Origin of the sequence: Pseudomonas sp. S37, from assembly GCF_016658545.1 — a bacterium.
Classification (GTDB): Bacteria; Pseudomonadota; Gammaproteobacteria; order Pseudomonadales; family Pseudomonadaceae; genus Aquipseudomonas.
In genome coordinates, this window is the sequence record NZ_JACVZC010000016.1 from 34,862 (window position 1) to 61,098 (window position 26,237).

At 62.3% G+C, this 26,237-nt stretch carries 22 protein-coding genes; 16 read left to right on the plus strand and 6 right to left on the minus strand.

What is annotated here, in order from left to right:
* Positions 1-7 precede the first annotated feature (7 nt).
* From IAE39_RS08400 to IAE39_RS08410, 3 genes are all read right to left on the minus strand, one after another.
* Complete coding sequence (locus tag IAE39_RS08400) at positions 8-322, minus strand: DUF2388 domain-containing protein (protein ID WP_201201174.1); 315 nt, start codon at positions 320-322, stop codon at positions 8-10.
* 87 nt (positions 323-409) lie between these two features.
* Positions 410-2,083 (minus strand): GspE/PulE family protein, encoded by a 1,674-nt coding sequence (locus IAE39_RS08405; RefSeq protein WP_201201178.1) that lies wholly within the window; start codon positions 2,081-2,083, stop codon positions 410-412.
* A 300-nt stretch (positions 2,084-2,383) separates the two neighbouring features.
* Positions 2,384-2,689 (minus strand): hypothetical protein, encoded by a 306-nt coding sequence (locus IAE39_RS08410; RefSeq protein ID WP_201201180.1) that lies wholly within the window; start codon positions 2,687-2,689, stop codon positions 2,384-2,386.
* A gap of 127 nt (positions 2,690-2,816) precedes the next feature.
* Here IAE39_RS08410 and IAE39_RS08415 point away from each other — a divergent pair, with 127 nt between their 5' ends.
* Positions 2,817-3,287 (plus strand): Lrp/AsnC family transcriptional regulator, encoded by a 471-nt coding sequence (locus IAE39_RS08415; RefSeq protein WP_084850173.1) that lies wholly within the window; start codon positions 2,817-2,819, stop codon positions 3,285-3,287.
* Between the two features lie 173 nt (positions 3,288-3,460).
* Here IAE39_RS08415 and IAE39_RS08420 read toward each other — a convergent pair whose 3' ends face one another.
* Positions 3,461-4,837 (minus strand): CYTH domain-containing protein, encoded by a 1,377-nt coding sequence (locus IAE39_RS08420; protein WP_201201182.1) that lies wholly within the window; start codon positions 4,835-4,837, stop codon positions 3,461-3,463.
* 229 nt (positions 4,838-5,066) lie between these two features.
* On the opposite strand from IAE39_RS08420, the gene argE reads away from it, so the two are divergent.
* Positions 5,067-6,209 (plus strand): acetylornithine deacetylase, encoded by a 1,143-nt coding sequence (argE, locus tag IAE39_RS08425; protein ID WP_201201184.1) that lies wholly within the window; start codon positions 5,067-5,069, stop codon positions 6,207-6,209.
* A 124-nt stretch (positions 6,210-6,333) separates the two neighbouring features.
* Positions 6,334-7,632, plus strand: a complete 1,299-nt coding sequence (gene argA, locus IAE39_RS08430; protein ID WP_060498133.1) for an amino-acid N-acetyltransferase — start codon at positions 6,334-6,336, stop codon at positions 7,630-7,632.
* Between the two features lie 151 nt (positions 7,633-7,783).
* Here argA and IAE39_RS08435 read toward each other — a convergent pair whose 3' ends face one another.
* Positions 7,784-9,160: a glutamine synthetase family protein gene (locus tag IAE39_RS08435; protein ID WP_014592784.1), complete on the minus strand. Its 1,377-nt coding sequence runs from the start codon at positions 9,158-9,160 to the stop codon at positions 7,784-7,786.
* Positions 9,161-9,733: 573 nt separating this feature from the next.
* On the opposite strand from IAE39_RS08435, the gene IAE39_RS08440 reads away from it, so the two are divergent.
* The 7 genes from IAE39_RS08440 (at position 9,734) to IAE39_RS08470 (ending at position 18,042) form a co-directional block, all read left to right on the plus strand.
* Entirely contained in the window at positions 9,734-11,092 is a 1,359-nt protein-coding gene (locus IAE39_RS08440) for a glutamine synthetase family protein (protein WP_201201186.1), read from the plus strand.
* A 48-nt stretch (positions 11,093-11,140) separates the two neighbouring features.
* Complete coding sequence (locus IAE39_RS08445) at positions 11,141-12,502, plus strand: aspartate aminotransferase family protein (RefSeq protein ID WP_201201188.1); 1,362 nt, start codon at positions 11,141-11,143, stop codon at positions 12,500-12,502.
* A gap of 168 nt (positions 12,503-12,670) precedes the next feature.
* Positions 12,671-13,768, plus strand: a complete 1,098-nt coding sequence (locus IAE39_RS08450; RefSeq protein ID WP_201201194.1) for a polyamine ABC transporter substrate-binding protein — start codon at positions 12,671-12,673, stop codon at positions 13,766-13,768.
* A gap of 158 nt (positions 13,769-13,926) precedes the next feature.
* The gene (locus tag IAE39_RS08455; protein ID WP_201201196.1) at positions 13,927-15,021 is read left to right on the plus strand and encodes a polyamine ABC transporter substrate-binding protein; all 1,095 of its coding nucleotides are present in this window, start codon (positions 13,927-13,929) and stop codon (positions 15,019-15,021) included.
* Between the two features lie 71 nt (positions 15,022-15,092).
* Positions 15,093-16,235, plus strand: a complete 1,143-nt coding sequence (gene potA / locus IAE39_RS08460; protein WP_201201198.1) for a polyamine ABC transporter ATP-binding protein — start codon at positions 15,093-15,095, stop codon at positions 16,233-16,235.
* Positions 16,232-17,152, plus strand: coding sequence for an ABC transporter permease subunit (locus IAE39_RS08465; RefSeq protein ID WP_201201200.1), 921 nt, complete (start codon positions 16,232-16,234; stop codon positions 17,150-17,152). The genes potA and IAE39_RS08465 overlap by 4 nt, the downstream gene beginning before the upstream one ends.
* Positions 17,149-18,042, plus strand: coding sequence for an ABC transporter permease subunit (locus tag IAE39_RS08470; RefSeq protein ID WP_201201201.1), 894 nt, complete (start codon positions 17,149-17,151; stop codon positions 18,040-18,042). Before IAE39_RS08465 ends, IAE39_RS08470 begins: the two co-directional genes overlap by 4 nt.
* A 105-nt stretch (positions 18,043-18,147) precedes the next feature.
* Here IAE39_RS08470 and IAE39_RS08475 read toward each other — a convergent pair whose 3' ends face one another.
* Complete coding sequence (locus tag IAE39_RS08475; RefSeq protein WP_201201205.1) at positions 18,148-18,603, minus strand: REP-associated tyrosine transposase; 456 nt, start codon at positions 18,601-18,603, stop codon at positions 18,148-18,150.
* 426 nt (positions 18,604-19,029) lie between these two features.
* Between IAE39_RS08475 and IAE39_RS08480 the strand changes: the two genes are divergently transcribed.
* The 6 genes from IAE39_RS08480 to IAE39_RS08505 all read left to right on the plus strand — a co-directional run bounded on the left by IAE39_RS08480 (position 19,030) and on the right by IAE39_RS08505 (position 26,140).
* A complete protein-coding gene (locus IAE39_RS08480; RefSeq protein ID WP_201201207.1) occupies positions 19,030-19,236 on the plus strand; it encodes a DUF3077 domain-containing protein in 207 nt (68 codons plus the stop codon).
* 214 nt (positions 19,237-19,450) lie between these two features.
* Positions 19,451-20,539, plus strand: a complete 1,089-nt coding sequence (locus IAE39_RS08485; RefSeq protein WP_201201208.1) for an efflux RND transporter periplasmic adaptor subunit — start codon at positions 19,451-19,453, stop codon at positions 20,537-20,539.
* A complete protein-coding gene (locus IAE39_RS08490; protein ID WP_201201209.1) occupies positions 20,536-21,600 on the plus strand; it encodes an efflux RND transporter periplasmic adaptor subunit in 1,065 nt (354 codons plus the stop codon). The genes IAE39_RS08485 and IAE39_RS08490 overlap by 4 nt, the downstream gene beginning before the upstream one ends.
* Positions 21,597-24,650, plus strand: a complete 3,054-nt coding sequence (locus IAE39_RS08495; protein WP_201201214.1) for an efflux RND transporter permease subunit — start codon at positions 21,597-21,599, stop codon at positions 24,648-24,650. Before IAE39_RS08490 ends, IAE39_RS08495 begins: the two co-directional genes overlap by 4 nt.
* A 249-nt stretch (positions 24,651-24,899) precedes the next feature.
* Positions 24,900-25,082, plus strand: coding sequence for a sulfur starvation response protein OscA (gene oscA, locus IAE39_RS08500; RefSeq protein ID WP_016712582.1), 183 nt, complete (start codon positions 24,900-24,902; stop codon positions 25,080-25,082).
* Between the two features lie 50 nt (positions 25,083-25,132).
* Positions 25,133-26,140: a sulfate ABC transporter substrate-binding protein gene (locus tag IAE39_RS08505; protein ID WP_201201216.1), complete on the plus strand. Its 1,008-nt coding sequence runs from the start codon at positions 25,133-25,135 to the stop codon at positions 26,138-26,140.
* Positions 26,141-26,237 lie beyond the last annotated feature (97 nt).

The window sequence follows — 26,237 nt, forward strand, 5'->3', positions numbered from 1 at the left end:
CAGGGATTTATTCGGCCACCGCATTCTTGGCCAGAATGGCATTGGCCAGCTCCATGTCCGAAGCCTGCAGCCCCGGGTTCTCTGCCCGGGCCTGGTGCATGGCCGCTTCCAGGAACGGCCCGCGGATTGCGCCTTCGCTGGCGACAAAGCTGCTGGCGTCATCCTGCGCGGCAAGTACCAGCTTGTGGTCTCGCGATGTCAGGTAGGTCGATCCGGTAGTCGCCCCGGAAGAAATCACGTTACGCCAAAAGGTATCGGCCATGGCCGAGCCAATCGGCAGCGAAAGCAAGGCAGCGGCGGCAATGGCGGTTTTGAGACGCATGTTTGAACACCTCGAAGGGTGAGGGTTGATGTTGCGCCGTTGGATCTTCTCCGGCGAAGCAAGTTCCTGAATACAGGGGCCTTTTCGTCAGCTGCAGACGCGCAGCACTTCTTCGGCACGGGTCTGCCCACTGGCCACTTTTGCCTCGCCACAACGACGCAGGTCCAGCAGGCCGTCGGCCAGCGCCTGGCGCCGCAATTGGGTCAGGTCGGCGTTCGGGCCGATCAGTGCGCGCAGGCTGTCGCTGGGCTCGAGCAGTTCGAACAAGCCCGTGCGCCCATGAAAGCCAGTGCCCCGGCAGGTGCGGCAGTGGGCTGATGCAACCTCCTGGCAGTCCGTGCACAGGGTACGCACCAGCCGCTGGGCCATCACGCCCACCAGCGTCGCCTTGATCAGGTAGTCGGCCACACCCAGCTCTTGCAGGCGGGTGATCGCCGCGCAGGCGTCGTTGGTGTGCAGGGTGGACAGCACCAGGTGCCCGGTCAGTGCTGCCTGCACCGCCACCAGGGCGGTTTCGCGGTCGCGGATTTCGCCGACCATGATGATGTCCGGGTCCTGGCGCAGCATGGCCCGCACGCCGTCGGCAAAGCCCAGGTCCAGCGCTGGCTGCACCTGCAGCTGGTTGAAGGCAGGCTCCAGGCGTTCGATCGGGTCTTCGATGGTGCACAGGTTGACTTGCGGCGTGGCCAGCAGCTTGAGGCTGGCGTACAGCGTGCTGGTTTTGCCGGAGCCCGTGGGGCCGGTGACCAGGATGATGCCCTGGCGCTGACGCAACAGGCCTTGCCACTGTGCCAGCTGCTGGCCTTGCAGGCCGAGGCGGTCGAAGCCTTGTTGCAGCTGCTGCGGGTCGAACAGGCGCAGCACCAGCTTCTCGCCAAACGGGGTTGGCAGGGTCGACAGCCGCAGCTCGACCTCACCACCACCTGGCAGGCGGCTTTGCAGCCGGCCATCCTGCGGCCGACGCTTTTCCGCCACATCCATGCGCCCCAGGTGCTTCAGGCGGCTGACCAGTGCCAGGGTTACCCCGGCGGGGAAGCTGTAAACGCTGTGCAGCAGGCCGTCGATGCGGTAGCGCAGCTGGCCTTGATCGCGACGGGGCTCCAGGTGGATGTCGCTGGCGCGCTGTTCAATCGCGTACTGCAGCAGCCAGTCGACGATGTGCACGATGTGCGCATCGTCGGCGCTGGCTTCGGCTTGGCGCTTGCCCAGCTCCAGCAACTGCTCAAGCTCACCCAGGCTCGCTGACTGCTGGTATTGCGCACCCTTAACCGACTGGGCCAGGCGCTGGAACGACTGGCCTGACTGGCGGATTTGCGCCGGGTTGGCCAGGACGCGATGGATCGGCCTGCCCAGGCTGCGGGCCAGGTCGGCCTGCCAGTCATTCTGGTAGGGCTGGGCGCTGGCGACCGTAACGCTGGTGGCGTCGGCGGCGACGACGAGGATGCCGTGGCGCTGGGCAAAGGCCGGGGAGATCAGGCCGCTGACCTGCGGCAGGTCGAGCTGCATGGGGTCGATGCGCAGGTACGGCTGGCCAACCTTGCTGGCCAGCCAGTGGCAGAGGTGGTCGAGGTCCAGGGGCTGGCCGGGGCGCTGGCGGTTTTCCAGGCCGCAGGCGGCGATCTGTTCCAGGGGGTGGCGGGTGGGGTGGGTGGCGGCTTGTTCGAGTATGGGCGGGGTATCGCTGGCGTGCAGGTGCTGGTCGGCGAGCAGGGCCTGCAGCACGCGCTTGAGGTCGAGTGCGGGGCTTTCGGGGGTGTGCATGAGGGGCGTCCGTGCCTGATGGGGAGTGTTTATCAAGGCTAGACGGGCTGCGGGAGGTTGCTGGCGGTGAAGGGTTTCGGGATTTTGCGCTGCCTGTACCGGCCTCTTCGCGGGTGAACCCGCTCCCACAGGGATCGCACAGGCCTTGAGTGCTGTGCAGAACTTGTACCGGCCTCTTCGCGGGTGAACCCGCTCCCACAGGGATCGCACAGGTCTTGAGTGCTGTGCAGAACCTGTGGGAGCGGGTTCATCGGGGCGCCGAACCGCCGCGAAGAGGCCGGCACAGGTACAGGGAATGGCTCATACCACCGCCAGCTCCACCCGCTGCAGATTGCTCAGGCTCACCTCACCCACACACACCAGGTTACGCAATTTTTGCGCAATCACCTCGGCCCGGTGCCAGCTCAGGCCGCCGATGCCCACCTCGATATCCAGCCAGTCATTCTGCAGGCTGACCTGCACGCTGTGCGGGGTCAGGAACTGCAGGGCGAACAGGTTGAGCACCCGGCACAGGCTGTCGGGCTCGGCCTCGGCCTGCAGGCGATAATGCACGGTGCTGTGGGCGTTGTGGGCGGCCCAGGCGTCGGTACGGGGCTGTGCGTTCATGCTGGTCTCCGCTAAATATGGGAGAAATTCTTGCACGTTGGAGTGGGTATTTTTTCGCTATGATTTGATCCTTTTGCGGTAATTGTGAATTGATCAATTCGATAAATACCTAACTGGAGAATTAATGATGCAAAGCGAGCTGGATGCCTACGATCGGCGCATTCTCGAACTGCTGCAAGAGGACGCTTCACTGTCGAGCGCGCAGATCGCCGAGCGTGTGGGGTTGTCGCAGTCGCCGTGCTGGCGGCGCATTCAGCGTTTGAAGGAAGAGGGGGTGATTCGCGGGCAGGTGACCTTGCTCGACCGCAAGAAGGTCGGCCTGAACACACAGATTTTCGCCGAGGTGAAACTGAATGCACATGGGCGCTCCAACTTTACCGAGTTCACCGAGGCGATCCGCGGGTTTCCGGAGGTGCTGGAGTGTTATGTGCTGATGGGGGCGGTGGACTTCCTGTTGCGCATCGTCACCTCGGATATCGAGGCTTATGAGCGGTTCTTCTTCGAAAAGCTGTCGAACGTGCCGGGGATTCAGGAGGTTAACTCGATTGTGGCGTTGTCGGAGATCAAGTCCACCACCAGCCTGCCGCTTTCGCGGTAAGGCCGCTTAAGCCCCTGTGACGCGGTCCCCTGTAGGAGCGGCCTTGTGTCGCGAAAGGGCCGCAAAGCGGCCCCAGCAATATTTGCTTGATGCACAAATCCTGGGGGCGCTTCGCACCCCTTTCGCGACACAAGGCCGCTCCTACAAGAGACCGCGTAAGCTTTCGGGAGGGCTCAAGCCTTGAGCAGGTGCTTCCAGCCACGGCTCTGGTCCACTGCCCGAGCCTGCTCGATGCGCGCCTCAAGCAGCTCATCAGGCTCTTCGCCCAGAGGCAGCTCCGCCAGCTCATGCAGCTTTTTCAGGTCGCCATACAGGCGGTCCATCTGCGGCGCTTCCAGCACGTGGCGGGCGTGGTGCAGCCAGGCCAGCAGTTGCTCGATACGCGGCAGCTGTTCGGCCAGGTCTTCCGGGCGCTGGGTGTACAGCGGCAGCTTCAGCGCGCGGCCTTCCTCGCCCAGCAAATGGCCCATCCAGCTGGCCAGCTGCGCCTTGCCCTGGCGCTCGCCACGGCCTTTGCGTTCTGCGGTCCAGGCGCGGGCCAGCAGCCAGCGCGAGGTTTCCAGCGAGAACTGGCCCCAGCGCACGTCTTCCAGCTCTTCGGCAAACTGCTCGGGGGCGGCGCGGCGGATGTCTTCGTCATCGTTACCGGCCTGTACCAGCGGGCGCCAGTCTTCCAGCAGGGCATCAAGGCTGCTGCGCAGGTCGCGGGTGGTGGCACGCGGCGCGGCCTGGCCCAGGCTGGCCGTGAGGGCACGCAGCTCGCTCAGGCACTCGACCCAGTCCTGCAGCAGGCGCCAGTGGCCGTTGTGGCGGTACTGCTCGGCCAGGCGCTGGCTGCTGCCCAGCAGTTGCCAGGCCAGTGCGGCATAGGCATCGTCCACGGCCATTTCGGCGTCCAGCTCGGTTGCTGGCAGGCCCAGCTCGTAGCTGTCCGGCTCCAGCAGGCGGTAGCCACGCTCGGCCTTGCTGATGTCGCAGGGCATCAGCGGCAGGCTGGCGGCCAGCTCGGCGGCCAGTTCCAGCAGTGCCTGCGGCTCACCTTCGCGCAGCTCCAGCTCCAGCTCGCAGATTTCTTCCTTGCGCTTGCCGGCCACCACAAAGCCCTGGTCCAGCGCGGCCTCGATCACGACCTTGCTTTTGCCACGGCCCCAGGCGATTTCAGCGAATTCACGGGTGAAGTCGGTGGTGAACAGCGGCTTGATGGTCTTTTTGTCCAGCGCAGCCAGTTGCTCGGGCCAGCAGGTGGCGTCGAGCTTTTTCAGGTCGAGCTTGGCCTTGTCCAGGTTCCACTCGTACTCGTTGCGCTCGGACAGGCCCGCCACACTCTGGCCGCGGTACTTGAGGGTCTGGATGACCACATCGCCATCGCGGCGCAGGCGCAGGGCGACACGCGCGGCGGACAGCTCACGCTCGGGGGTGTCGAAGTACTGGTTGGTCAGTTCGCGGGTCTGCCAGCCGGACTTGTTGCGCTTTTTCAGCAGAGGGTGCTCGCGCAGGGCGGCAAGGGTCTCGCGGCTGGCGCGGAGCTTGAGTTCGGTTTCTTTGTGCATCACAGACTCGAAGGAGGGGGCGTGGTTGGCAAGGAGTTTACAGCAGTCGGCTGTGGTCTGTTGGATCGTGGTGGTTTCTTCGCGGGTAAACCCGCTCCCACAGGGATTGCACCAGGCCGAGGTCTGTGCAGCACTTGTGGGAGCGGGTTTACCCGCGAAGAAGCCCATGGGGTTGCCCTGCGAACGAATGGCATTGCTATGATGGGCAACGCTTCCAAGGAGTACGCGCATGCCGTTGCCGACGCTGAAAGACCAGTTTGCCGCCTTGATCGCCGCGCCTTCGGTCAGTTGCACCCAGCCTGCGCTGGACCAGTCCAACCGTCAGGTCATCGACCTGCTGGCCGGCTGGCTGGGCGACCTGGGTTTCAAATGCGATATCCAGCAGGTCACCCCCGGCAAGTTCAACCTGCTGGCCAGCCGTGGCACCGGCCCTGGCGGCCTGGTGCTGGCCGGGCATAGCGACACCGTACCCTACGACGAACAGCTGTGGCACAGCGACCCGCTGAAGCTGACCGAGGCCGATGGCCGCTGGGTCGGCCTGGGCAGCTGCGACATGAAAGGCTTCTTCGCCCTGGTCATCGAAGCGGTCATCCCGCTGCTGGAGCACGACTTCAAGCAGCCACTGCTGATCCTCGCCACCTGTGACGAAGAAAGCTCCATGTCCGGCGCCCGTGCCCTGGCCGAGGCCGGCCAGCCACTGGGCCGTGCGGCGGTGATCGGCGAGCCTACCGGGCTGCGGCCGATCCGCATGCACAAGGGCATCCTCATGGACCGCATCGACATTCTCGGGCGCAGTGGCCATTCGTCGGACCCAAACCTGGGCCGCAGCGCCATGGAGGCCATGCACGCGGTCATGGGCGAGCTGATGGGCCTGCGCCAGCAATGGCAGCAAACCTACAGCAACCCGCAATTCACCGTGCCGACCCCGACCATGAACTTTGGCTGCATCCACGGTGGCGACAACCCCAACCGCATCTGCGGCCAGTGCGCCCTGGAGTTCGACCTGCGGCCACTGCCGGGCATGGATGTGGAGCAACTGCGCGCAGCCATTCGCGAAAAGCTGGTGCCGGTGGCCGAGCGCCATGAAGTGCGTATCGACTACGCGCCGCTGTTCCCCGAGGTACCGCCGTTCGAGCAGGCCGCTGACGCCGAGCTGGTGCAGGTGGCGGAACGCCTGACCGGCCATCGCGCCGAAGCGGTGGCGTTCGGCACCGAAGCGCCTTATCTTCAGCAGCTGGGCTGCCAGACCATTGTGCTGGGCCCTGGCGACATCGCCTGCGCCCACCAGCCCGGCGAATACCTTGAAATGTCACGAATCGAGCCTACCGTGCGTCTATTGCGTGACCTGATCCGGCACTATTGCCTGCACTAAACGTCCATTGTCCTGATTCGTTCCTGCCTAGAGGAGACCGCGCGTGACCGTAAGCCTGTTCCGACGATGATCCTGAACGCCCCGTGAATCGCCGTTCTCCGTCCACTTATCCACAGGCCCTGTCATGCCCGACTACGTCAACTGGCTGCGTCATGCCTCCCCGTACATCAATGCCCATCGCGACTGCACCTTCGTGGTCATGCTCCCTGGCGATGGGGTGGAACACCCCAATTTCGGCAATATCGTTCACGACCTGGTGCTGTTGCACAGCCTGGGCGTGCGCCTGGTGCTGGTGCATGGCTCGCGCCCGCAGATCGAAAGCCGCCTGGCCGATCGCGGCCTGACCCCGCACTACCACCGCGGCCTGCGCATCACCGATGCGGCCACCCTAGACTGCGTGATCGACGCTGTCGGCGCCTTGCGCCTGGCCATCGAGGCGCGCCTGTCGATGGACATCGCCGCTTCGCCGATGCAGGGCTCGCGCCTGCGCGTGGCGTCCGGCAACCTGGTCACCGCACGGCCGATCGGCGTGCTGGAAGGGGTGGACTACCACCATACCGGCGAAGTGCGCCGGGTCGACCGCAAGGGCATCAGCCGCCTGCTGGATGAGCGTTCCATCGTGCTGCTGTCGCCACTGGGCTACTCGCCAACCGGCGAGATTTTCAACCTGGCCTGCGAAGACGTGGCCACCCGCGCTGCCATCGAGCTGGGCGCTGACAAGCTGCTGCTGTTCGGTGCCGAGCCGGGGCTGCTGGATGCAGATGGCAAGCTGGTGCGGGAGCTACGCCCGCAGCAGGTTGCCCCGCATCTTCAGCGCTTGGGTAGCGACTACCAGGGCGAGTTGCTGGATGCTGCCGCCGAGGCCTGCAAAGGCGGCGTGGCGCGCAGCCACATTGTCAGCTATGCCGAAGACGGCGCCCTGCTGACCGAGCTGTTTACCCGGGGCGGTGGCGGTACGCTGGTATCGCAGGAGCAGTTCGAGGTGGTGCGCGAGGCGACCATCGAGGACGTGGGTGGCCTGCTGGAGCTGATCAGCCCGCTGGAGGAGCAGGGCATTCTGGTGCGCCGTTCGCGCGAGGTGCTGGAGCGGGAGATTGAGCAATTCAGCGTGGTCGAGCGCGAAGGCATGATCATCGCCTGTGCGGCACTGTACCCGATTGCCGATTCCGAGGCGGGGGAGCTGGCGTGCCTGGCGGTGAACCCGGAGTACCGTCATGGCGGGCGTGGGGACGAGCTGCTGGAGCGCATCGAGAGCCGGGCGCGGCAGATGGGGTTGAATACCTTGTTCGTGCTTACCACGCGTACTGCGCACTGGTTCCGCGAGCGTGGCTTTGCGCCGAGTGGGGTGGAGCGGCTGCCGGCGGCGCGGGCGTCGCTGTACAACTACCAGCGTAATTCGAAGATTTTCGAGAAGTCTCTGTAAACCTGTGCCGGCCTCTTCGCGGGTAAACCCGCTCCCACAGGTATCCCACAGGGTCTGAATGCTGTGCAGTACCTGTGGGAGCGGGTTTACCCGCGAAGAGGCCGGCACGGTTTAGAATGAAAAACGCCGCCCTTAGGGGCGGCGTTCTTGTTTACACGGTATGCAGATACCAGTTGTACTCGAGGTCGGAGATCGAATGCTCGAACTCCTCCAGCTCGCTCTCCTTGCACGCGACAAAGATGTCGATGTACTTCGGATCGATGTACTTGTTCAGGATTTCGCTGTCGTCCAGCTCGCGCAGGGCATCGCGCAGGTTGTTCGGCAGGCTCTGCTCCAGCTGCTCGTACGAGTTGCCTTCAATCGGCGCACCCGGCTCGATCTTGTTGGTCAGGCCATGGTGCACGCCCGCCAGCACGGCCGCCATCATCAGGTACGGGTTGGCGTCGGCACCGGCTACGCGGTGTTCGATGCGCACGGCATCGGCCGAGCCGGTCGGCACGCGCAGGGCCACGGTACGGTTGTCCAGGCCCCAGCTTGGCGCGTTCGGTACATAGAACTGCGCGCCAAAGCGGCGGTACGAGTTGACGTTCGGGCAGAGGAACGCCATGGACGCGGGCAGGGTCTCGAGCACACCGCCGACAGCGTGACGTAGCGCGGCGTTCTGCTCGGGATCCTCGCTGGTGAAGATGTTGTTGCCATCTTTGTCCAGCACGGAAATGTGTACATGCAGGCCGTTGCCTGCCTGGCCCGGGTAGGGCTTGGCCATGAAGGTGGTGTCCATTTCATGGTCGTACGCAATGTTCTTGATCAAGCGCTTGAGCAGTACCGCGTAGTCGCAGGCCTTGAGCGGGTCGGCCACGTGGTGCAGGTTGACTTCGAACTGCGCCGGGGCGCTTTCCTTGACGATGGCGTCGGCCGGGATGCCTTGTTCCTTCGCGCCTTCGAGGATGTCCTGCAGGCAGTCGGCATATTCGTCGAGGTCGTCGATCAGGTACACCTGGGTCGACTGTGGGCGCTTGCCCGAAATAGGCGAGCGTGGTGGCTGCGGGCGGCCATTCACGTTCTCCTGGTCGATCAGGTAGAACTCCAGCTCGAACGCGGCGCAGATGGTCAGGCCCATATCGGTGAATTTGCTCACCACCTGGCGCAGCACTTCACGCGGGTCGGCGAAGAACGGCTCGCCTTCCAGCTCGTGCATGGTCATCAGCAGCTGGGCGGTAGGGCGTTTTTGCCACGGCTCGTTACAGAGCGTGTCGGGGATTGGATAGCAGATGCGGTCAGCATCGCCGATGTCCAGACCCAGCCCGGTGCTTTCGACGGTAGAACCGTTGATGTCCAGGGCGAAGAGGGAGGCCGGCAGGTTGATGCCTTTCTCGTAAACCTTGTGGAGGCTGGTGCGCTCAATGCGCTTGCCACGCACCACACCATTCATATCTGCAATCAGAAGGTCAACGTAGAGAACCTCAGGATGTTCCTTAAGGAACGCGTTCGCTTCGTTAAGCTGAACGGCACGCGGGGGTACCGACATGATGCAACACCTTTGTTGTTAAAAATATCAATCAAGGGGGGCTTGCAGGACCAGTCAATCGAAAAGCCATACTGATGTCAAGCCAACCCCATGATGCCCTGAAATGGCACATCTACGGCAGATTTGCTGCATATCGGGGCGTGCCATTATCCGCTATTTACCGCGTAAAGGGCTATCTCAAGCTTGGCGTGTTTTATTTTTTACGCGGGTGTTGTGTAAAAAAATGAACAAGGCTAAGCTCGGTCTCAACCCAAAACACAATAATACGAGGGTCACATGGTCCGCTTGCCGCGACCTGAAAGCACTGCCTGCGCAGTGCCATCGGGTACCTCCGTCGTTTTTGCAAGCTTCGTCAATGGCGTGGCCGCCCTGGCCGCAATAATTGACGTTTGGCGTTTCCGGACCCGTCCTCGTAGCGGCATGCCGCCCTTGATTTCGTCTTCCTGCCCTACCCACTCATACGGACACGCTTGTTTTCAGTGTATCCAGTGTCCGCCTGCGCGGGGGTTTTTGCTTTAGCAATCTACTCCATCCAGAATCAAGGCGCGGACCACCTTACCTCCTGAGGTATTTATGAGTAACAACCTCGACCAGCTCACCGATTGGTTGAAAGAGCACAAGATCACCGAAGTCGAATGCATGATCAGTGACCTGACCGGCATTACACGCGGCAAGATTTCGCCCACCAACAAATTCATCGCCGAAAAAGGCATGCGCCTGCCCGAGAGTGTGCTGCTGCAGACCGTGACCGGCGACTACGTCGACGACGACATCTATTACGAACTGCTCGACCCGGCGGACATCGACATGATCTGCCGCCCCGACGAGAACGCCGTGTTCCTGGTGCCGTGGGCCATCGAGCCGACCGCCCAGGTGATCCACGACACCTACGACAAGAAGGGCAACCCGGTCGAACTGTCGCCGCGCAACGTGCTGAAGAAAGTGCTGCAGTTGTACGCCGACAAGGGCTGGCAGCCGATCGTCGCGCCCGAGATGGAGTTCTACCTGACCAAGCGCAGCGAAGACCCGGACTTCCCGCTGCAGCCGCCAGTGGGCCGCTCAGGCCGCCCGGAAACAGGCCGCCAGTCGTTCTCGATCGAAGCCGCCAACGAATTCGACCCATTGTTCGAGGACGTCTATGACTGGTGCGAACTGCAGCAACTGGACCTCGACACGCTGATCCACGAAGACGGCACGGCGCAGATGGAAATCAACTTCCGTCACGGCGACGCCCTGCACCTGGCCGACCAGATCCTGGTGTTCAAACGCACCATGCGCGAGGCGGCGCTCAAACACAACGTGGCGGCCACCTTCATGGCCAAGCCGATGACCGGCGAGCCGGGCAGTGCCATGCACCTGCACCAGAGCGTGGTCGACGTGGCCACCGGCAAGAACATCTTCAGCAATGCCGACGGCAGCATGAGCGAACTGTTCCTGCACCACATCGGTGGCCTGCAGAAGTTCATCCCCGAGGCGCTGCCGCTGTTCGCCCCCAACGTCAACTCGTTCCGCCGCTTCCTGCCGGACACCTCGGCGCCGGTGAACGTGGAATGGGGCGAAGAAAACCGCACTGTCGGCCTGCGCGTACCGGATGCCGGCCCGCAAAGCCGCCGCGTGGAGAACCGCCTGCCGGGCGCCGACGCCAACCCGTACCTGGCCATTGCCGCCAGCCTGCTGTGTGGCTACATCGGCATGGTCGAAGGCATCGAGGCCAGCGCGCCAGTGCAGGGCCGTGGTTATGAACGCCGCAACCTGCGCCTGCCGCTGACCATCGAAGACGCCCTGGAACGCATGGAAAACAGCCGTGCGCTGGTGCAGTACCTGGGCAAAAAATTCATTACCGGATATGTCGCCACCAAGCGCGCCGAGCACGAAAACTTCAAACGCGTCATCAGTTCCTGGGAGCGTGAGTTCCTGCTGTTCGCTGTCTGATAAACCCTGGTGCCGCAGGAGCGCGGCGGTCGAAAAACGGAGAAGCACATGAGCGTCAACAACCCGCAAACCCGTGAATGGCAAACCCTGAGCGGGGAGCATCACCTCGCACCTTTCAGTGACTACAAACAACTGAAGGAGAAGGGGCCGCGCATCATCACCAAGGCCCAGGGTGTGCATTTGTGGGATAGCGAGGGGCACAAGATCCTCGACGGCATGGCTGGCCTGTGGTGCGTGGCGGTCGGCTATGGCCGCGAGGAACTGGTGCAGGCGGCCGAGAAGCAGATGCGCGAGCTGCCGTACTACAACCTGTTCTTCCAGACCGCCCACCCACCTGCGCTGGAGCTGGCCAAGGCGATCACCGACGTGGCGCCAGAGGGCATGACCCATGTGTTCTTCACCGGCTCCGGCTCCGAAGGCAACGACACCGTGCTGCGCATGGTGCGCCACTACTGGGCGCTGAAAGGCAAACCACAGAAGCAGACCATCATCGGCCGGGTCAACGGCTACCACGGTTCCACCGTGGCGGGCGCCAGCCTGGGCGGCATGAGCGGTATGCACGAGCAGGGCGGCCTGCCGATCCCGGGCATCGTGCATATCCCGCAGCCGTACTGGTTTGGTGAAGGCGGCGACATGACCCCGGATGAGTTCGGTGTCTGGGCGGCCGAGCAGCTGGAAAAGAAAATCCTCGAAGTCGGCGAAGACAACGTCGCCGCCTTCATCGCCGAGCCGATCCAGGGCGCCGGCGGCGTGATCATCCCGCCTGAGACCTACTGGCCGAAGGTGAAGGAGATCCTCGCCAAGTACGACATCCTGTTCGTTGCCGATGAAGTCATTTGCGGTTTCGGCCGCACCGGTGAGTGGTTCGGCTCCGATTACTACGACCTCAAGCCCGACCTGATGACCATCGCCAAGGGCCTGACCTCCGGTTACATCCCCATGGGCGGTGTGATCGTGCGTGACACCGTGGCCAAGGTGATCAGCGAGGGCGGTGACTTCAACCACGGTTTCACCTACTCCGGGCACCCAGTGGCGGCCGCCGTGGGCCTGGAAAACCTACGCATCCTGCGCGACGAGAAAATTGTCGAGAAGGCGCGCACCGAAGCGGCACCGTATTTGCAAAAACGTTTGCGTGAGCTGCAGGACCACCCGCTGGTGGGCGAGGTACGCGGCCTGGGCCTGCTCGGCGCGATCGAGCTGGTCAAGGACAAGGCCACCCGCAGCCGTTACGAAGGCAAAGGCGTGGGCATGATCTGCCGGAACTTCTGCTTCGAAAACGGCCTGATCATGCGCGCGGTGGGGGACACCATGATCATCGCGCCGCCGCTGGTGATCAGCCATGCGGAGATCGACGAGCTGGTGGAAAAGGCCCGCAAGTGCCTGGATTTGACGCTCGAAGCGATTCGTTGACAGTTTGCTAGGCTAGCGATGTGACATTAAGTCGTTACATGGCCCTGCTTTCCTTGATACAGGGCCTTGTAACTTGCCAGACTAGCGACTGTTTCAGTCGCCGCGCGCTCTGCACCGTGGGTCCTGGCTGCTGGACAGTTGCTAAATAAAAATTCTGGAGCATTACGCATGAATAAAATGGGCAAGACGTTGCTGGCCGCCGCCCTGATGGGTGCCATGGCCTCCGCTGTTCAGGCTGAAGACAAAGTGTTGAACGTCTACAACTGGTCGGACTACATCGCTCCGGACACCATCGCCAAGTTCGAGAAGCAGACCGGTATCAAGGTCAAGTACGACGTCTTCGACAGCAACGAAACCCTCGAAGCCAAGCTGCTGGCCGGCAAATCGGGTTACGACATCGTCGTGCCGTCCAACAACTTCCTGGCCAAACAGATCAAGGCCGGCGTGTACGAAGAACTGGACCGCTCCAAGCTGCCGAACTGGAAAAACCTCGACCCGGACCTGCTCAAGGCCGTGGGCGATGCCAGCGACAATGGCAACAAGCACGCCTTCCCGTACATGTGGGGCTCGATCGGCATCGGCTACAACCCAGAGAAGGTCAAGGCCGCGCTGGGCGTGGACCACATCGACTCGTGGGATGCCGTGTTCAAGCCTGAGAACATTGCCAAGCTCAAAAGCTGCGGTGTGAGCTTCCTGGATGCCCCGACCGAAATGCTGCCGGCTGCGCTGCACTACCTAGGCCTGCCAAGCAACAGCACCAAGAAAGAAGACCTGAAGGCCGCCGAGGACCTGTTCCTCAAGATTCGCCCTTCGATCACCTACTTCCACTCGTCCAAGTACATCGGCGACATGGCCAACGGCAACATCTGCGTGGCCGTCGGTTACTCGGGTGACCTGGAGCAGTCCAAGGCCCGCGCCCACGAGGCCGGCGACAAGGTCAAAGTGGATTACATCATTCCGAAAGAAGGTGCCGGTACCTTCTACGACATGGTCGCCATCCCCAAGGATGCCGAGCATAAAGACGCTGCCTACCAGTTCATGAACTTCCTGATGCAGCCGGAAATCATGGCTGAAATCACCAACGCCGTACGCTTCCCGAACGGTAACGAGGCTGCGACCCCGTTGGTCGACAAAGACATCACCAGCGACCCGAGCATCTACCCGCCTGCCGACGTGAAGAAGCAGCTGTACGCGATCGCTGCGCCTGATGCTTCGGTACAGCGTGTGATCACCCGTAGCTGGACCAAGATCAAGTCGGGCAAATAACCCCGATGCGGCACCTCTGGGCCGGGGTTTTCCGGCCCAGAGCCAGTGAAAGGCAATTGATGATTGCGGCATCGAAGCTGCGAAGGTAAGTTGCGCGCCGGTTTTGCGTGTGCGGCAGCATTGTCGCTACCCAGGCACTGATTGTGAGGACCACCCACTTGTCTATTTCTGTATTCCGCAAGGCCTTGCTGGCTGGCGCGGGCCTGACGCTGGCATGCAGCGTCCAAGCGGCGCCAACGGTGCACTTCTATAACTGGTCCGATTACATCGGCCCGACCACGCTCGCGGACTTCGAGAAAGCCACGGGCATCAAGCCCGTGCAGGATGTGTTCGACTCCAACGAAACCCTGGAAGGCAAGCTGCTGGCCGGTAACACCGGCTATGACGTGGTAGTGCCGTCCAACCATTTCCTTGGCAAGCAGATCAAGGCGGGCGCGTTCCAGAAGCTCGACAAGAACCTGCTGCCCAATTATTCCAACCTCGACCCGGCGTTGATGAAGCGCCTGGAAAAGAACGACCCGGGTAACCAGTACGCGGTGCCTTACCTGTGGGGCACCAACGGCATCGGTTACAACGTCGACAAGGTCAAGGCCGCGCTGGGCGTGGACACCATCGACTCCTGGGCCGTGCTGTTCGAACCCGAGAACATGAAGAAGCTCTCCAAGTGCGGTGTGGCCTTCCTCGACTCGGCGGACGAAATGCTCCCCGCAGTACTCAACTACATGGGCCTCAACCCCAACAGCACCGACCCCAAGGATTACGCCAAGGCCGAGCAGAAGCTGCTGGCCGTGCGCCCGTACGTGACCTACTTCCACTCGTCCAAGTACATCACCGACCTGGCCAACGGCGACATCTGCGTCGCGGCAGGTTTCTCGGGTGATGTGTTCCAGGCCAAGGCCCGCGCTGAAGAAGCGAAGAAGGGCGTGAACCTGGCCTACGCCATTCCCAAGGAAGGCGGCAACCTCTGGTTCGACGTGCTGGCGATCCCCAAGGACGCCAAGAACGTCAAAGAGGCGCATGCCTTCATCAACTATTTGCTGAAACCTGAGGTTATCGCCCAGGTCAGTGATTACGTCGGTTACGCCAACCCGAACCCCAAGGCTGGCGACCTGATGGACCAGGCCGTGAGGACTGACGCCGCGGTTTACCCACCGCAGGAAGTGCTGGACAAGATGTTCGTGAACTCAGAGTTGCCACCCAAGGTGCAACGGCTGATGACCCGTAGCTGGACCAAGGTCAAGTCGGGCAAGTAAAAATCCAGACCCGCGCCGGCACCTGCAGAACAGGCCACGCGGGCACAAAAATCTTGTTGGGAGTTTCACTCATGGCAGTTGCCTCCGGTGCCTATAAAAAAGCCCTCGAGGGTGGCCAGCAACCCAAGCAGGTGCTGGTCAAGATCGACCGGGTTACGAAAAAATTCGACGAAACGGTCGCCGTGGACGATGTGTCCCTGGAAATCCGCAAGGGCGAGATCTTCGCCCTGCTGGGCGGCTCCGGCTCCGGCAAGTCCACCTTGCTGCGCATGCTGGCCGGCTTCGAGCGCCCGACTGAAGGGCGGATTTTCCTCGATGGCGTCGACATCACCGACATGCCGCCTTACGAGCGGCCGATCAACATGATGTTCCAGTCCTACGCGCTGTTCCCGCACATGACCGTGGCGCAGAACATCGCCTTCGGCCTGCAGCAGGACAAGATGCCCAAGGCCGAGATCGACGCCCGCGTGGCCGAGATGCTCAAGCTGGTGCACATGACCCAGTACGCCAAGCGCAAGCCGCACCAGCTGTCCGGTGGCCAGCGTCAGCGTGTGGCCCTGGCCCGCTCGCTGGCCAAGCGCCCCAAGCTGCTGCTGCTCGACGAGCCAATGGGCGCACTGGACAAGAAACTGCGTTCGCAGATGCAGCTGGAGCTGGTCGAGATCATCGAGCGCGTGGGTGTGACCTGCGTGATGGTGACCCACGACCAGGAAGAGGCCATGACCATGGCCCAGCGCATCGCCATCATGCACCTGGGCTGGATCGCCCAGATCGGTTCGCCGGTGGATATCTACGAGACGCCGACCAGCCGCCTGGTGTGCGAGTTCATCGGCAACGTCAACCTGTTTGAAGGTGAAGTGGTCGACGACGCCGAAGGCCACGCGATCATTGCCAGCCCGGAGCTGGAGCGCAAGATCTACGTGGGCCACGGCATCACCACCTCGGTGGAAGACAAGCACATCACCTACGCCCTGCGCCCGGAAAAACTGCTGGTGACAACCAGCCAGCCAGAGTTCGAGCACAACTGGTCGCGTGGCAAGGTCCACGACATCGCCTACCTGGGCGGCCACTCGGTGTTCTACGTCGAGCTGCCGAGCGGTAAGGTCGTGCAGTCGTTCGTGGCAAACGCCGAGCGCCAGGGCACCCGACCGACCTGGGGCGATGAAGTGTACGTGTGGTGGGAAGACGACAGCGGCGTGGTACTGCGGTCATGAAACTGCGCAAGCTCAAGCGAGCCTTCCAGCGCCTGACCCCGCAGGGGCGGCACGTGGTGATCGGCGTGCCGTTCATCTGGCTGTTCCTGTTCTTCATGCTGCCGTTCTTCATCGTGCTGAAGATCAGCTTTGCCGAAGCCGACGTGGCGATCCCGCCGTACACCGAGATCTACAGCTACGTCGAAGACAAGATCCAGTTGGTGCTCAACCTGGCCAACTATGGCCTGCTGACCGAGGATGAGCTGTACCTCTCGGCCTACCTGGGTTCGTTGAAGATGGCTTTCTTCAGCACCCTGCTGTGCCTGCTGATCGGCTTCCCGATGGCCTATGCCATCGCCAACGCCAAGAAAGAGACGCAGACGGTGCTGCTGCTGCTGATCATGATGCCGACCTGGACCGCGATCCTGATCCGCGTCTATGCCTGGATGGGCATCCTCAGCAACAACGGCCTGCTCAACGGGTTCCTGATGTGGACCGGGTTGATCGACCAGCCGCTGCAGATCCTCAACACCAACCTCGCGGTGTACATCGGCGTGGTCTATTCGTACCTGCCGTTCATGATCCTGCCGCTGTTCGCCAACCTGGTGAAGCATGACCCGGCGTTGCTGGAGGCTGCTTCGGACCTGGGCTCGAGCACCTTCAACAGCTTCTGGAAGATCACCGTGCCGCTGTCGAAAAACGGCATCATCGCCGGTTGCATGCTGGTGTTCATCCCGGTGGTGGGCGAGTTCGTGATTCCTGAACTGCTCGGCGGCCCGGAAACCCTGATGATCGGTAAAGTGCTGTGGCAAGAGTTCTTCAACAACCGTGACTGGCCGGTAGCATCCGCGCTGGCGGTAGTGATGCTGGCGATCCTGATCGTGCCGATCCTGCTGTTCAACCGCAGCCAGGCCAAAGAGATGGAGGGCCGCGCATGAAACGCTTCAGTTTCTCCAAGCTGATGCTGGTGCTCGGCTTGCTGTTCATCTACCTGCCGATGCTGATTCTGGTGATCTACTCGTTCAACGCCTCCAAGCTGGTGACGGTGTGGGGCGGCTGGTCGATCAAGTGGTACGTCGGCCTGCTCGACAACACCCAGCTGATGGGTTCGGTGATGCGTTCGCTGGAAATCGCCTGCTACACGGCGGTGGCGGCGGTGGCGCTGGGTACCCTGGCGGCCTTCGTGCTGACCCGGGTCACCCGCTTCAAGGGCCGCACGCTGTTCGGTGGCCTGGTCACCGCGCCGCTGGTAATGCCCGAGGTGATCACCGGTCTGTCGCTGTTGCTGCTGTTCGTGGCCATGGCGCAGATGATCGGCTGGCCGCAGGAGCGCGGCATCGTCACCATCTGGATCGCCCACACCACGTTCTGCGCGGCGTATGTGGCGGTGGTGGTGTCGGCCCGCCTGCGTGAGCTGGACCTGTCGATCGAAGAAGCGGCGATGGACCTGGGTGCCAAGCCGTGGAAGGTGTTCTTCCTGATCACCATCCCGATGATCGCGCCATCGCTGGCGGCGGGCGGCATGATGTCGTTCGCCCTGTCGCTGGACGACCTGGTACTGGCCAGCTTCGTGTCCGGCCCAGGCTCAACCACCTTGCCGATGGAAGTGTTCTCGGCGGTGCGGTTGGGTGTGAAGCCGGAGATCAACGCTGTGGCCAGTTTGATTCTGCTGTCGGTGTCGCTGGTGACCTTCTTTGTCTGGTTCTTCAGCCGCCGTGCCGAAGAAAACCGCCGCCGGGCGATTCAGCAGGCGATCGAAGAGGGGGCTGCGGCCAATGCTTCGCAGCCGCAGGTGAAGCGCCCGACGCAGGTGGCTGCGTCCGCCTGACCCGGCCTCTTCGCGGGTGAACCCGCTCCCACAGGGATATCACTGCCTCGGGCCTGTGTTAATCCCTGTGGGAGCGGGTTCACCCGCGAAGGCTCCTGCACTGATTCAAAGCCACACTGCATCCCAATGTGGATAATCCCTGACACTTTTGACCAGGCCAGCCCGCAAGGGGTTGGCAACGATATATCTGGCGAAATCCACCATGCTTTCTTCCCTTCTGAGTGCCCGGTCCTGATACCCAGGTTGCCAAACCGGATCATGCTCAACCCCCGCCCGATGCAACACCAGACTGGACCGGGACTTGAACCTGCGCATCAAGGTTCCCAGCGTCGTACCTTTCAGCTCAATCAGCCAATGCAGATGGTCCGGCATCAGCACCCAAGCCAATGATCGGCAGGCATGTTCCTCATCCGACTGCCGCAGTTGGTGTATGACCAGTCGAGCATGGTAAAAGTCCTGGAACAGTGGCTCGCGCTGGTGGGTGACGGTGGTTAGCAGATAGAGCCTGCCAAGCTCTGAATAGCGACCACGGCGAAGCAGGTGAGACTGGGCCCGAGGCATTGGTTTCTTCCTTGAAAAGCAGGTGAGCTTTAAAAGGTAGTGGTTGGGAGACAGATGCTGTGTAGAGGATGGTTTCTGGATGTGGCAGACACTTTGGTGGCAATACCTGTCTATTCGCGGGTAAACCCGCGAAGAGGCCCTCACGGCGTACGACTTTTCATCAACTCAAACCCAAAGCTTTATTCGGGTCAGCTTGGGAATTATCCTACGAGCCGCGTGGAAGCTGCTCTGTTGTAGGGGAAATGCCCCAGGGATAACGTCGTTGGGTCGCCAAGCAAGGCGACCGGGTGTGAGAACCCGCTCGATGTTGAACGGGCTTCCTGTCATGGCGGCCTTACGTGGGCAGGCTTCGGTCTGGCCGGGTTCAATGTCCTCGGTTTCTCACCCCACGTTCGGCTGCCACCCCTTGTCCGTGAGAAAGACGAGTTGGTGGTCCAATTAACGACATTGGATTCCAACCATGCCTTCTCCGAACTCTCAGTCATGCTCGGCTGCATCAATCACCTGACAACCGAAGCCGAGATGGAAAACGACCGGCTGGCGGGTAGTGCAGCAAGAATTCTCAGTGGCTTTGCCAAAGCTTTGATCGATGACATCGAACTGGGGCTGAACAAGGCTTCAGTTCAGGTTTGACCTGTACCGGCCTCTTCGCGGGTAAACCCGCTCCCACAGGGATATCACAGCCTTCGGGTTGGTAGTGTCCTCTGTGGGAGCGGGTTCACCCGCGAAGAGGCCCGCGCAAGCGCCGAAAATGCCGAACTGATCCCCGTCAGTGATGTTTATCGAACCCTGAACTACGCTCACAGTCGCATCCCACAAATCATTTGTGCGCAAGCAAGGAGCCAGCATGGCGTTGATACGTCCGCTGTCGGTCGTTTGCCTGGGGCTGCTGTACATGCTCACCGGCTGTAGCAAGGAAGAAGTCCCCGAGACGCTGCCTCGGGTTGGTGTGCAACAGGTCCAACCCACCGATTTCGCTGCCAGGGTCACCCTGACGGGCGATGTGCAAGCGCGAGTGCAGACCGACTTGTCGTTCCGCGTCGGCGGCAAGATCATTTCCCGTAGCGTCGATGTGGGCGACCACGTCAAGGCCAACCAGGTGCTCGCCCGGCTGGACCCGAAAGACCTGCAGAACAACGTCAACTCGGCCAAGGCCGAGGTGTTCGCCGCCCAGGCGCGGGTTACCCAGACCAGCGCTGCCTTCGTGCGCCAGCAAAAACTGCTGCCCAAGGGCTACACCAGCCAGAGCGAATACGACTCCGCCGAAGCTGCGCTGCGCAGCAACCAGAGCGCACTCAAGGCCGCCCAGGCGCAACTGGCCGATGCCAACGAACAACTCAGCTATACCGCGCTGGTTTCCGAAGCCGCCGGGGTCATCACCGAGCGTCAGGCCGAAGTGGGCCAGGTGGTGCAGGCGACCATGCCGATCTTCGGCCTGGCCGTCGATGGCGACCGCGATGCGGTGTTCAACGTCTATGAATCCTTGCTGGTGGCGCCGCCCAGCGATGCCGGTGTGATCGTCAGCCTGCTGGACGACCCCAAGGTCCAGGCGCACGGCTTTGTCCGCGAAATCACCCCCACCGTGTCGGCGCAAAGTGGCACGGTGCAGGTCAAGGTGGCCCTGAAGGACGTGCCAGCGGGCATGCAGTTGGGTGCGCCGGTAACGGCCAGCACCAATGCCGTGGGGCGGCCGAGCATCGAACTGCCGTGGTCGGCGTTGACCAAGGCGCTGCATGAGCCTGCCGTGTGGGTAGTGGGCGAGGGCGACAAGGTCGAACTGCGCAAGGTCGAGGTCAGCCGATACCTGACTGGCAAGATCGTTATCGCCAGCGGCTTGAAGGCTGGCGAGACCGTGGTGGTGAATGGCAGCCAGCTATTGCACCCCGGCATGCAGGTGCAGAAGGTCGATGCCAAGGCCCAAGGGGGTGAGCTATGAAGCGCCTGCTGATGCTGTCGGCCGGCCTGCTGCTGGCTGCCTGCGGCAGCGAGGAGCAAGCACCAGAGCCGATCCGGCCGGTGCTGTCGGTGACGGTAGAACCCCAGGTGCAGTCGCAGCTGGGCCGTTTTGCCGGCAATATCGAGGCGCGCTTTGAAAGCACCTTGGGCTTCCGGGTTGCCGGGCGCATTGCCCGGCGTTGGCTGGATGTGGGCGCCCAGGTCAAGCCGGGCGACACGCTGGCCACGCTGGACCCCACCGACCAGCAGAACCAGCTGCGTGCTGCCGAAGGCGACCTGGCAAAGGTGCAAGCGCAATGGATCAACGCCCAGGCCGATGCCCGCCGCCAGCAGCAACTGTATGACCGGGGCGTAGGTGCCCAAGCGCAGCTGGACATCGCCCAGACCAACCTGAAAACCACCAGCGCCGCGCTGGAACAGGCCCGCTCGGCACTCAGCCAGGCGCGCGACCAGCTCGACTACAGCACCCTGCGCACCGACCACGCGGCGGTGATCACCGCCTGGCAGGCCGAAGCCGGGCAAACCGTGACTGCCGGGCAGGCCGTGGTGACCCTGGCGCGGCCCGATGTGAAGGAGGCGGTGATCGACCTGCCGATCGGCCTGGCCGAGCAACTGAACAAGGACCTGACCTTCACCGTCGCCTCGCAGCTCGACCCCACCATCAATACCACCGCCACCCTGCGCGAACTGGAGCCGCAGGCCGACCCCACCACCCGTACCCGCCGTGCCCGCCTGACCCTGGCAAGCACCCCGGCAGCGTTCCACCTGGGCACCGCGATCAGTGTGACCCTGACTTCGCAAGTGTCCCCACGCAGCGAGCTGCCCTTGAGTGCCTTGCTGGAGCGTGACGGCAAAACCCAGGTGTGGGTGATCGATACCGGGCAGAAAACGGTCGATACTCGTGACGTTACCCTGTTCGACCGCACGCCCGACAGTATCGTCCTGGCCGCCGGTGTGCAGCCCGGTGAGCGCGTGGTGACTGCGGGCGTTAACAGCCTCAAGCCTGGCCAGAAGGTCACCTTCGACGAGGATGCGCAATGAAAGGCGGCTTCAACCTGTCCGACTGGGCACTCAAGCATCAATCGTTCGTCTGGTACCTGATGTTCGTCGGCCTGCTGATGGGGATTTTTTCCTATTTCAACCTGGGCCGTGAAGAAGACCCGTCGTTCACCATCAAGACCATGGTCATCCAGACCCGCTGGCCCGGTGCGACCCAGGACGAAACCCTGTACCAGGTCACCGACCGTATCGAGAAAAAGCTCGAGGAACTCGACTCGCTCGATTACACCAAGAGCTACACCCGCCCGGGCGAGTCCACGGTGTACGTGTACCTGCGTGACACCACCAAGGCCAAGGACATCCCGGAAATCTGGTACCAGGTGCGCAAGAAGATCCAGGACATCCGTGGCCAGTTCCCCGCCGGGATCCAGGGGCCCGGGTTCAACGACGAATTCGGCGACGTGTTCGGCTCGATCTACGCCTTTACTGCCGACGGCCTGACCCTGCGCCAGTTGCGTGACTACGTAGAGCAGGCGCGGGCCGAAGTGCGTGATGTGCCCAACATCGGCAAGATCGAGTTCATCGGCACCCAGGACGAAGTGCTGTACCTGAACTTCTCCACCCGCAAGCTGGCCGCCCTGGGCATCGACCAGCGCCAGGTCATGCAGGCCCTGCAAGCGCAGAACGCGGTCACCCCGGCCGGGGTGATCGAGGCCGGGCCAGAGCGCATTTCGGTGCGTACCTCCGGGCAGTTCGCCTCGGAAAAGGACCTGCAAACCGTCAACCTGAAGATCAACGACCGTTTCTTCCGCCTGGCCGACATCGCTGACATCGAGCGCGGCTATGTCGACCCGCCGTCACCGATGTTCCGCTACAACGGCCAGACCGCCATCGGCCTGGCCATTGGCATGAAGGCGGGCGGCAACATGCAGGTATTTGGTGCCGCGCTGAAAAAACGCATGGACCAGGTGATCCAGGATCTGCCGATTGGCGTTGGCGTGCACACCGTGTCGGACCAGGCGGTGGTGGTCAAGCAGGCGGTTGGCGGCTTCACCAGTGCGCTGTTTGAAGCGGTGGTGATCGTGCTGGCGGTAAGCTTCGTCAGCCTTGGCATGCGTGCCGGGCTGGTGGTGGCCTGTTCGATTCCGTTGGTGCTGGCCATGGTGTTCGTGTTCATGGAGTACAGCGGCATCACCATGCAGCGCATTTCGCTGGGCGCGCTGATCATTGCCCTGGGCTTGCTGGTGGACGATGCGATGATCACCGTGGAGGTGATGGTCACGCGGCTGGAGATGGGCGAGAGCAAGGAGCAGGCGGCAACCTTTGCCTATACCTCCACGGCGTTCCCGATGCTCACCGGTACCCTGGTGACGGTGGCCGGGTTTGTGCCCATCGGCCTGAACGCCAGCTCCGCCGGCGAGTACACCTACACCTTGTTCGCGGTCATTGCCGTGGCCTTGCTGGTGTCGTGGATCGTTGCCGTGTTCTTCGCCCCGGTGCTGGGGGTGCACATTCTCAGCAGCAGCAAGCTCAAGGCCCACGAAGCCGAGCCCGGGCGGGTCGGCCGGGCGTTCGAAGGCGGGCTGCTGTGGTGCATGCGCCATCGCTGGCTGACCATCATCGGTACCATCCTGCTGTTTGCCCTGTCGCTGTTCAGCATGCGCTTCGTGCAGAACCAGTTCTTCCCCTCGTCGGACCGCCCGGAGATCCTGGTCGACCTCAACCTGCCGCAAAACGCCTCGATCGAGGAGACGCGCAAGGTGGTCGACCGCTTCGAGGCGCGCATCAAGGACGACCCTGACCTGGTGCACTGGAGCACCTACATTGGCCAGGGTGCCATTCGCTTCTACCTGCCGCTCGACCAGCAGTTGCAGAACCCGTATTACGCCCAGCTGGTGATTGTCAGCAAGGGTTTCGAGGAACGCCAGGGCATGATCGAGCGCTTGCAGAAGATCCTGCATGAAGAGTTCGTCGGCATCGGCACCAACGTGCAATCGCTGGAAATGGGCCCGCCGGTGGGGCGGCCAATCCAGTACCGGGTCAGTGGCGCCAGTATCGACGAGGTGCGCAAGCACGCCATCGACCTGGCCACCTTGCTCAACCAGAACGAGCACATCGGCGAGATGATCTACGACTGGAACGAGCCCGGTAAGGTGCTGCGCGTGGAAATCGCTCAGGACAAGGCGCGCCAGCTGGGTTTGTCGTCGGAAGACGTGGCCAATGTGATGAACAGCATCGTCAGTGGCGTGCAGATCACCCAGGTCAACGACAACATCTACCTGGTCAACGTGGTCGCCCGCGCCGAAGACAGTGAGCGCGGCTCGCCCGATACCCTGCAGAACCTGCAGATCCTCACCCCCAACGGTACTTCGATCCCGCTGCTGTCATTCGCCACCGTGCGCTACGAGCTGGAGCAGCCGCTGGTATGGCGCCGCGACCGCAAGCCGACCATCACCATCAAGGCCTCGGTCAACGGCGAAATCCAGCCCACCGACCTGGTGGCCGAACTGAAGCCGAAAATCGACGAGTTTGCCAGCAAGCTGCCGGTCGGCTACGAAGTGGCCACGGGCGGTACGGTGGAAGAAAGCGGCAAGGCCCAGGGGCCGATTGCCAAGGTCATCCCGCTGATGCTGTTCCTCATGGCGACCTTCCTGATGATCCAGTTGCACAGCGTGCAGAAGCTGTTTCTGGTGGTCAGCGTGGCGCCGCTGGGGCTGATTGGCGTGGTGCTGGCGCTGGTGCCGACGGGCACGCCGATGGGCTTTGTGGCGATCCTCGGCATCCTGGCGCTGGCGGGCATCATCATTCGTAACTCGGTGATCCTGGTAACCCAGATCGACGAGTTCGAAGCGCAGGGCTATGCCCCTTGGGACGCGGTGATGGAAGCGACCAACCACCGCCGCCGGCCGATCCTGCTGACGGCGGCCGCAGCGAGCCTGGGCATGATCCCGATTGCCCGCGAGGTGTTCTGGGGGCCGATGGCCTACGCCATGATTGGCGGCATCATCAGCGCAACGCTGCTGACGCTGTTGTTCCTGCCGGCGTTGTATGTGGCCTGGTACAAGATCCGCGAGCCTGAAAAACACAACTGAAGCCTTGTACGGACCCTGTGGGAGCGGGTTCACCCGCGAATACGATGGTGGAGCTACCGTCGTATTCGCGGGTGAACCCGCTCCCACAGGGTCTTGCATTCCCGTCAAGATGCTCTTTGAATTTTGGTTATATAAACATTCTTAAACAGTATTTTTAAGAATAACCCCGCCTCACTACTATTGCCCTCAAGCCAGGCAATAAATCCCCTTCAAACCCCTGCCCGGCATCTCACTCCAAGGAGAACGAGCATGAGTGCATCTCTGCGTAGCATCGACGGTCAGGACGAAGCCACCATTCTGCGGGAAATCCAGAGCGCCCTGCGCGACCTGCGTTTCGGTGCGGTGGAGATCACTGTGCACAACGCTCAGGTCGTACAGATCGAGCGCAAGGAGAAGTTCCGCCTGCAACAGCCCGGCAACAAGGCCGGCTGATTTGCGCCACAACATTCAAAACTAGAAAAATGCCAATCGGGAGCTTCACCATGTCCATCCGCCGTTATGCGCTTGCCGCCCTGGCCAGTGCTGTTTTTGCCGGTTCCGCCATCGCCAAGGACTACGAACTGCTGAACGTGTCCTACGACCCGACCCGCGAGCTGTACCAGCAGTACAACGCCGAGTTCATCAAGCACTGGCAGCAGGCCCACCCGGGCGACAAGGTGAAGATCCAGCAATCCCACGGCGGCTCGGGCAAGCAGGGCCGTGCGGTGATCGACGGCCTGCGCGCCGACGTGGTGACCCTGGCCCTGGCCGGCGACATCGACGAAATCGCCAAGCTCGGCAAGACCCTGCCGGACAACTGGCAGACCCGCCTGCCGGACGCCAGCACGCCGTACACCTCCACCATCGTGTTCCTGGTGCGCAAGGGCAACCCGAAAGGCATCAAGGACTGGGGCGACCTGATCAAGAAGGACGTCTCGGTGATCACCCCCAACCCGAAAACCTCCGGCGGTGCCCGCTGGAACTTCCTGGCCGCCTGGGCCTACGGCCTGAAGACCGGCGGTAGCGAAGACAAGGCAAAGGAATACGTGCAGGAGCTGTTCAAGCACGTACCGGTGCTGGATACCGGCGCCCGTGGCTCGACCATCACCTTCGTCAACAACGGCCAGGGCGACGTGCTGCTGGCCTGGGAAAACGAAGCCTTCCTGGCGCTGAAGGAAGACGGTGGCGCCGACAAGTTCGACATCGTCGTGCCGTCGCTGTCGATCCTGGCTGAGCCGCCAGTGGCGGTGGTGGACAAGAACGCCGAGAAGAAAGGCAATACCGAGATTGCCACCGAATACCTCAAGCACCTGTACAGCCCGGCCGGGCAGAAAATTGCCGCCGAGAACTTCTACCGCCCACGTGATGAAAAGGTCGCTGCCGAGTTCGGCAAGCAGTTCCCTAAACTGGACCTGGTGACCATCGACAAGGACTTTGGTGGCTGGAAGACTGCACAACCGAAATTCTTCAATGATGGCGGTGTGTTCGACCAGATCTATCAGGCACAGTAAGGGCCACGGAAAAGCGGGGCCGCTCTGCGGCCCATCGCGACACAAGGCCGCTCCCACAAGGAACCGCAACCCTCTGGGGAATCGCGATCCCCTGTGG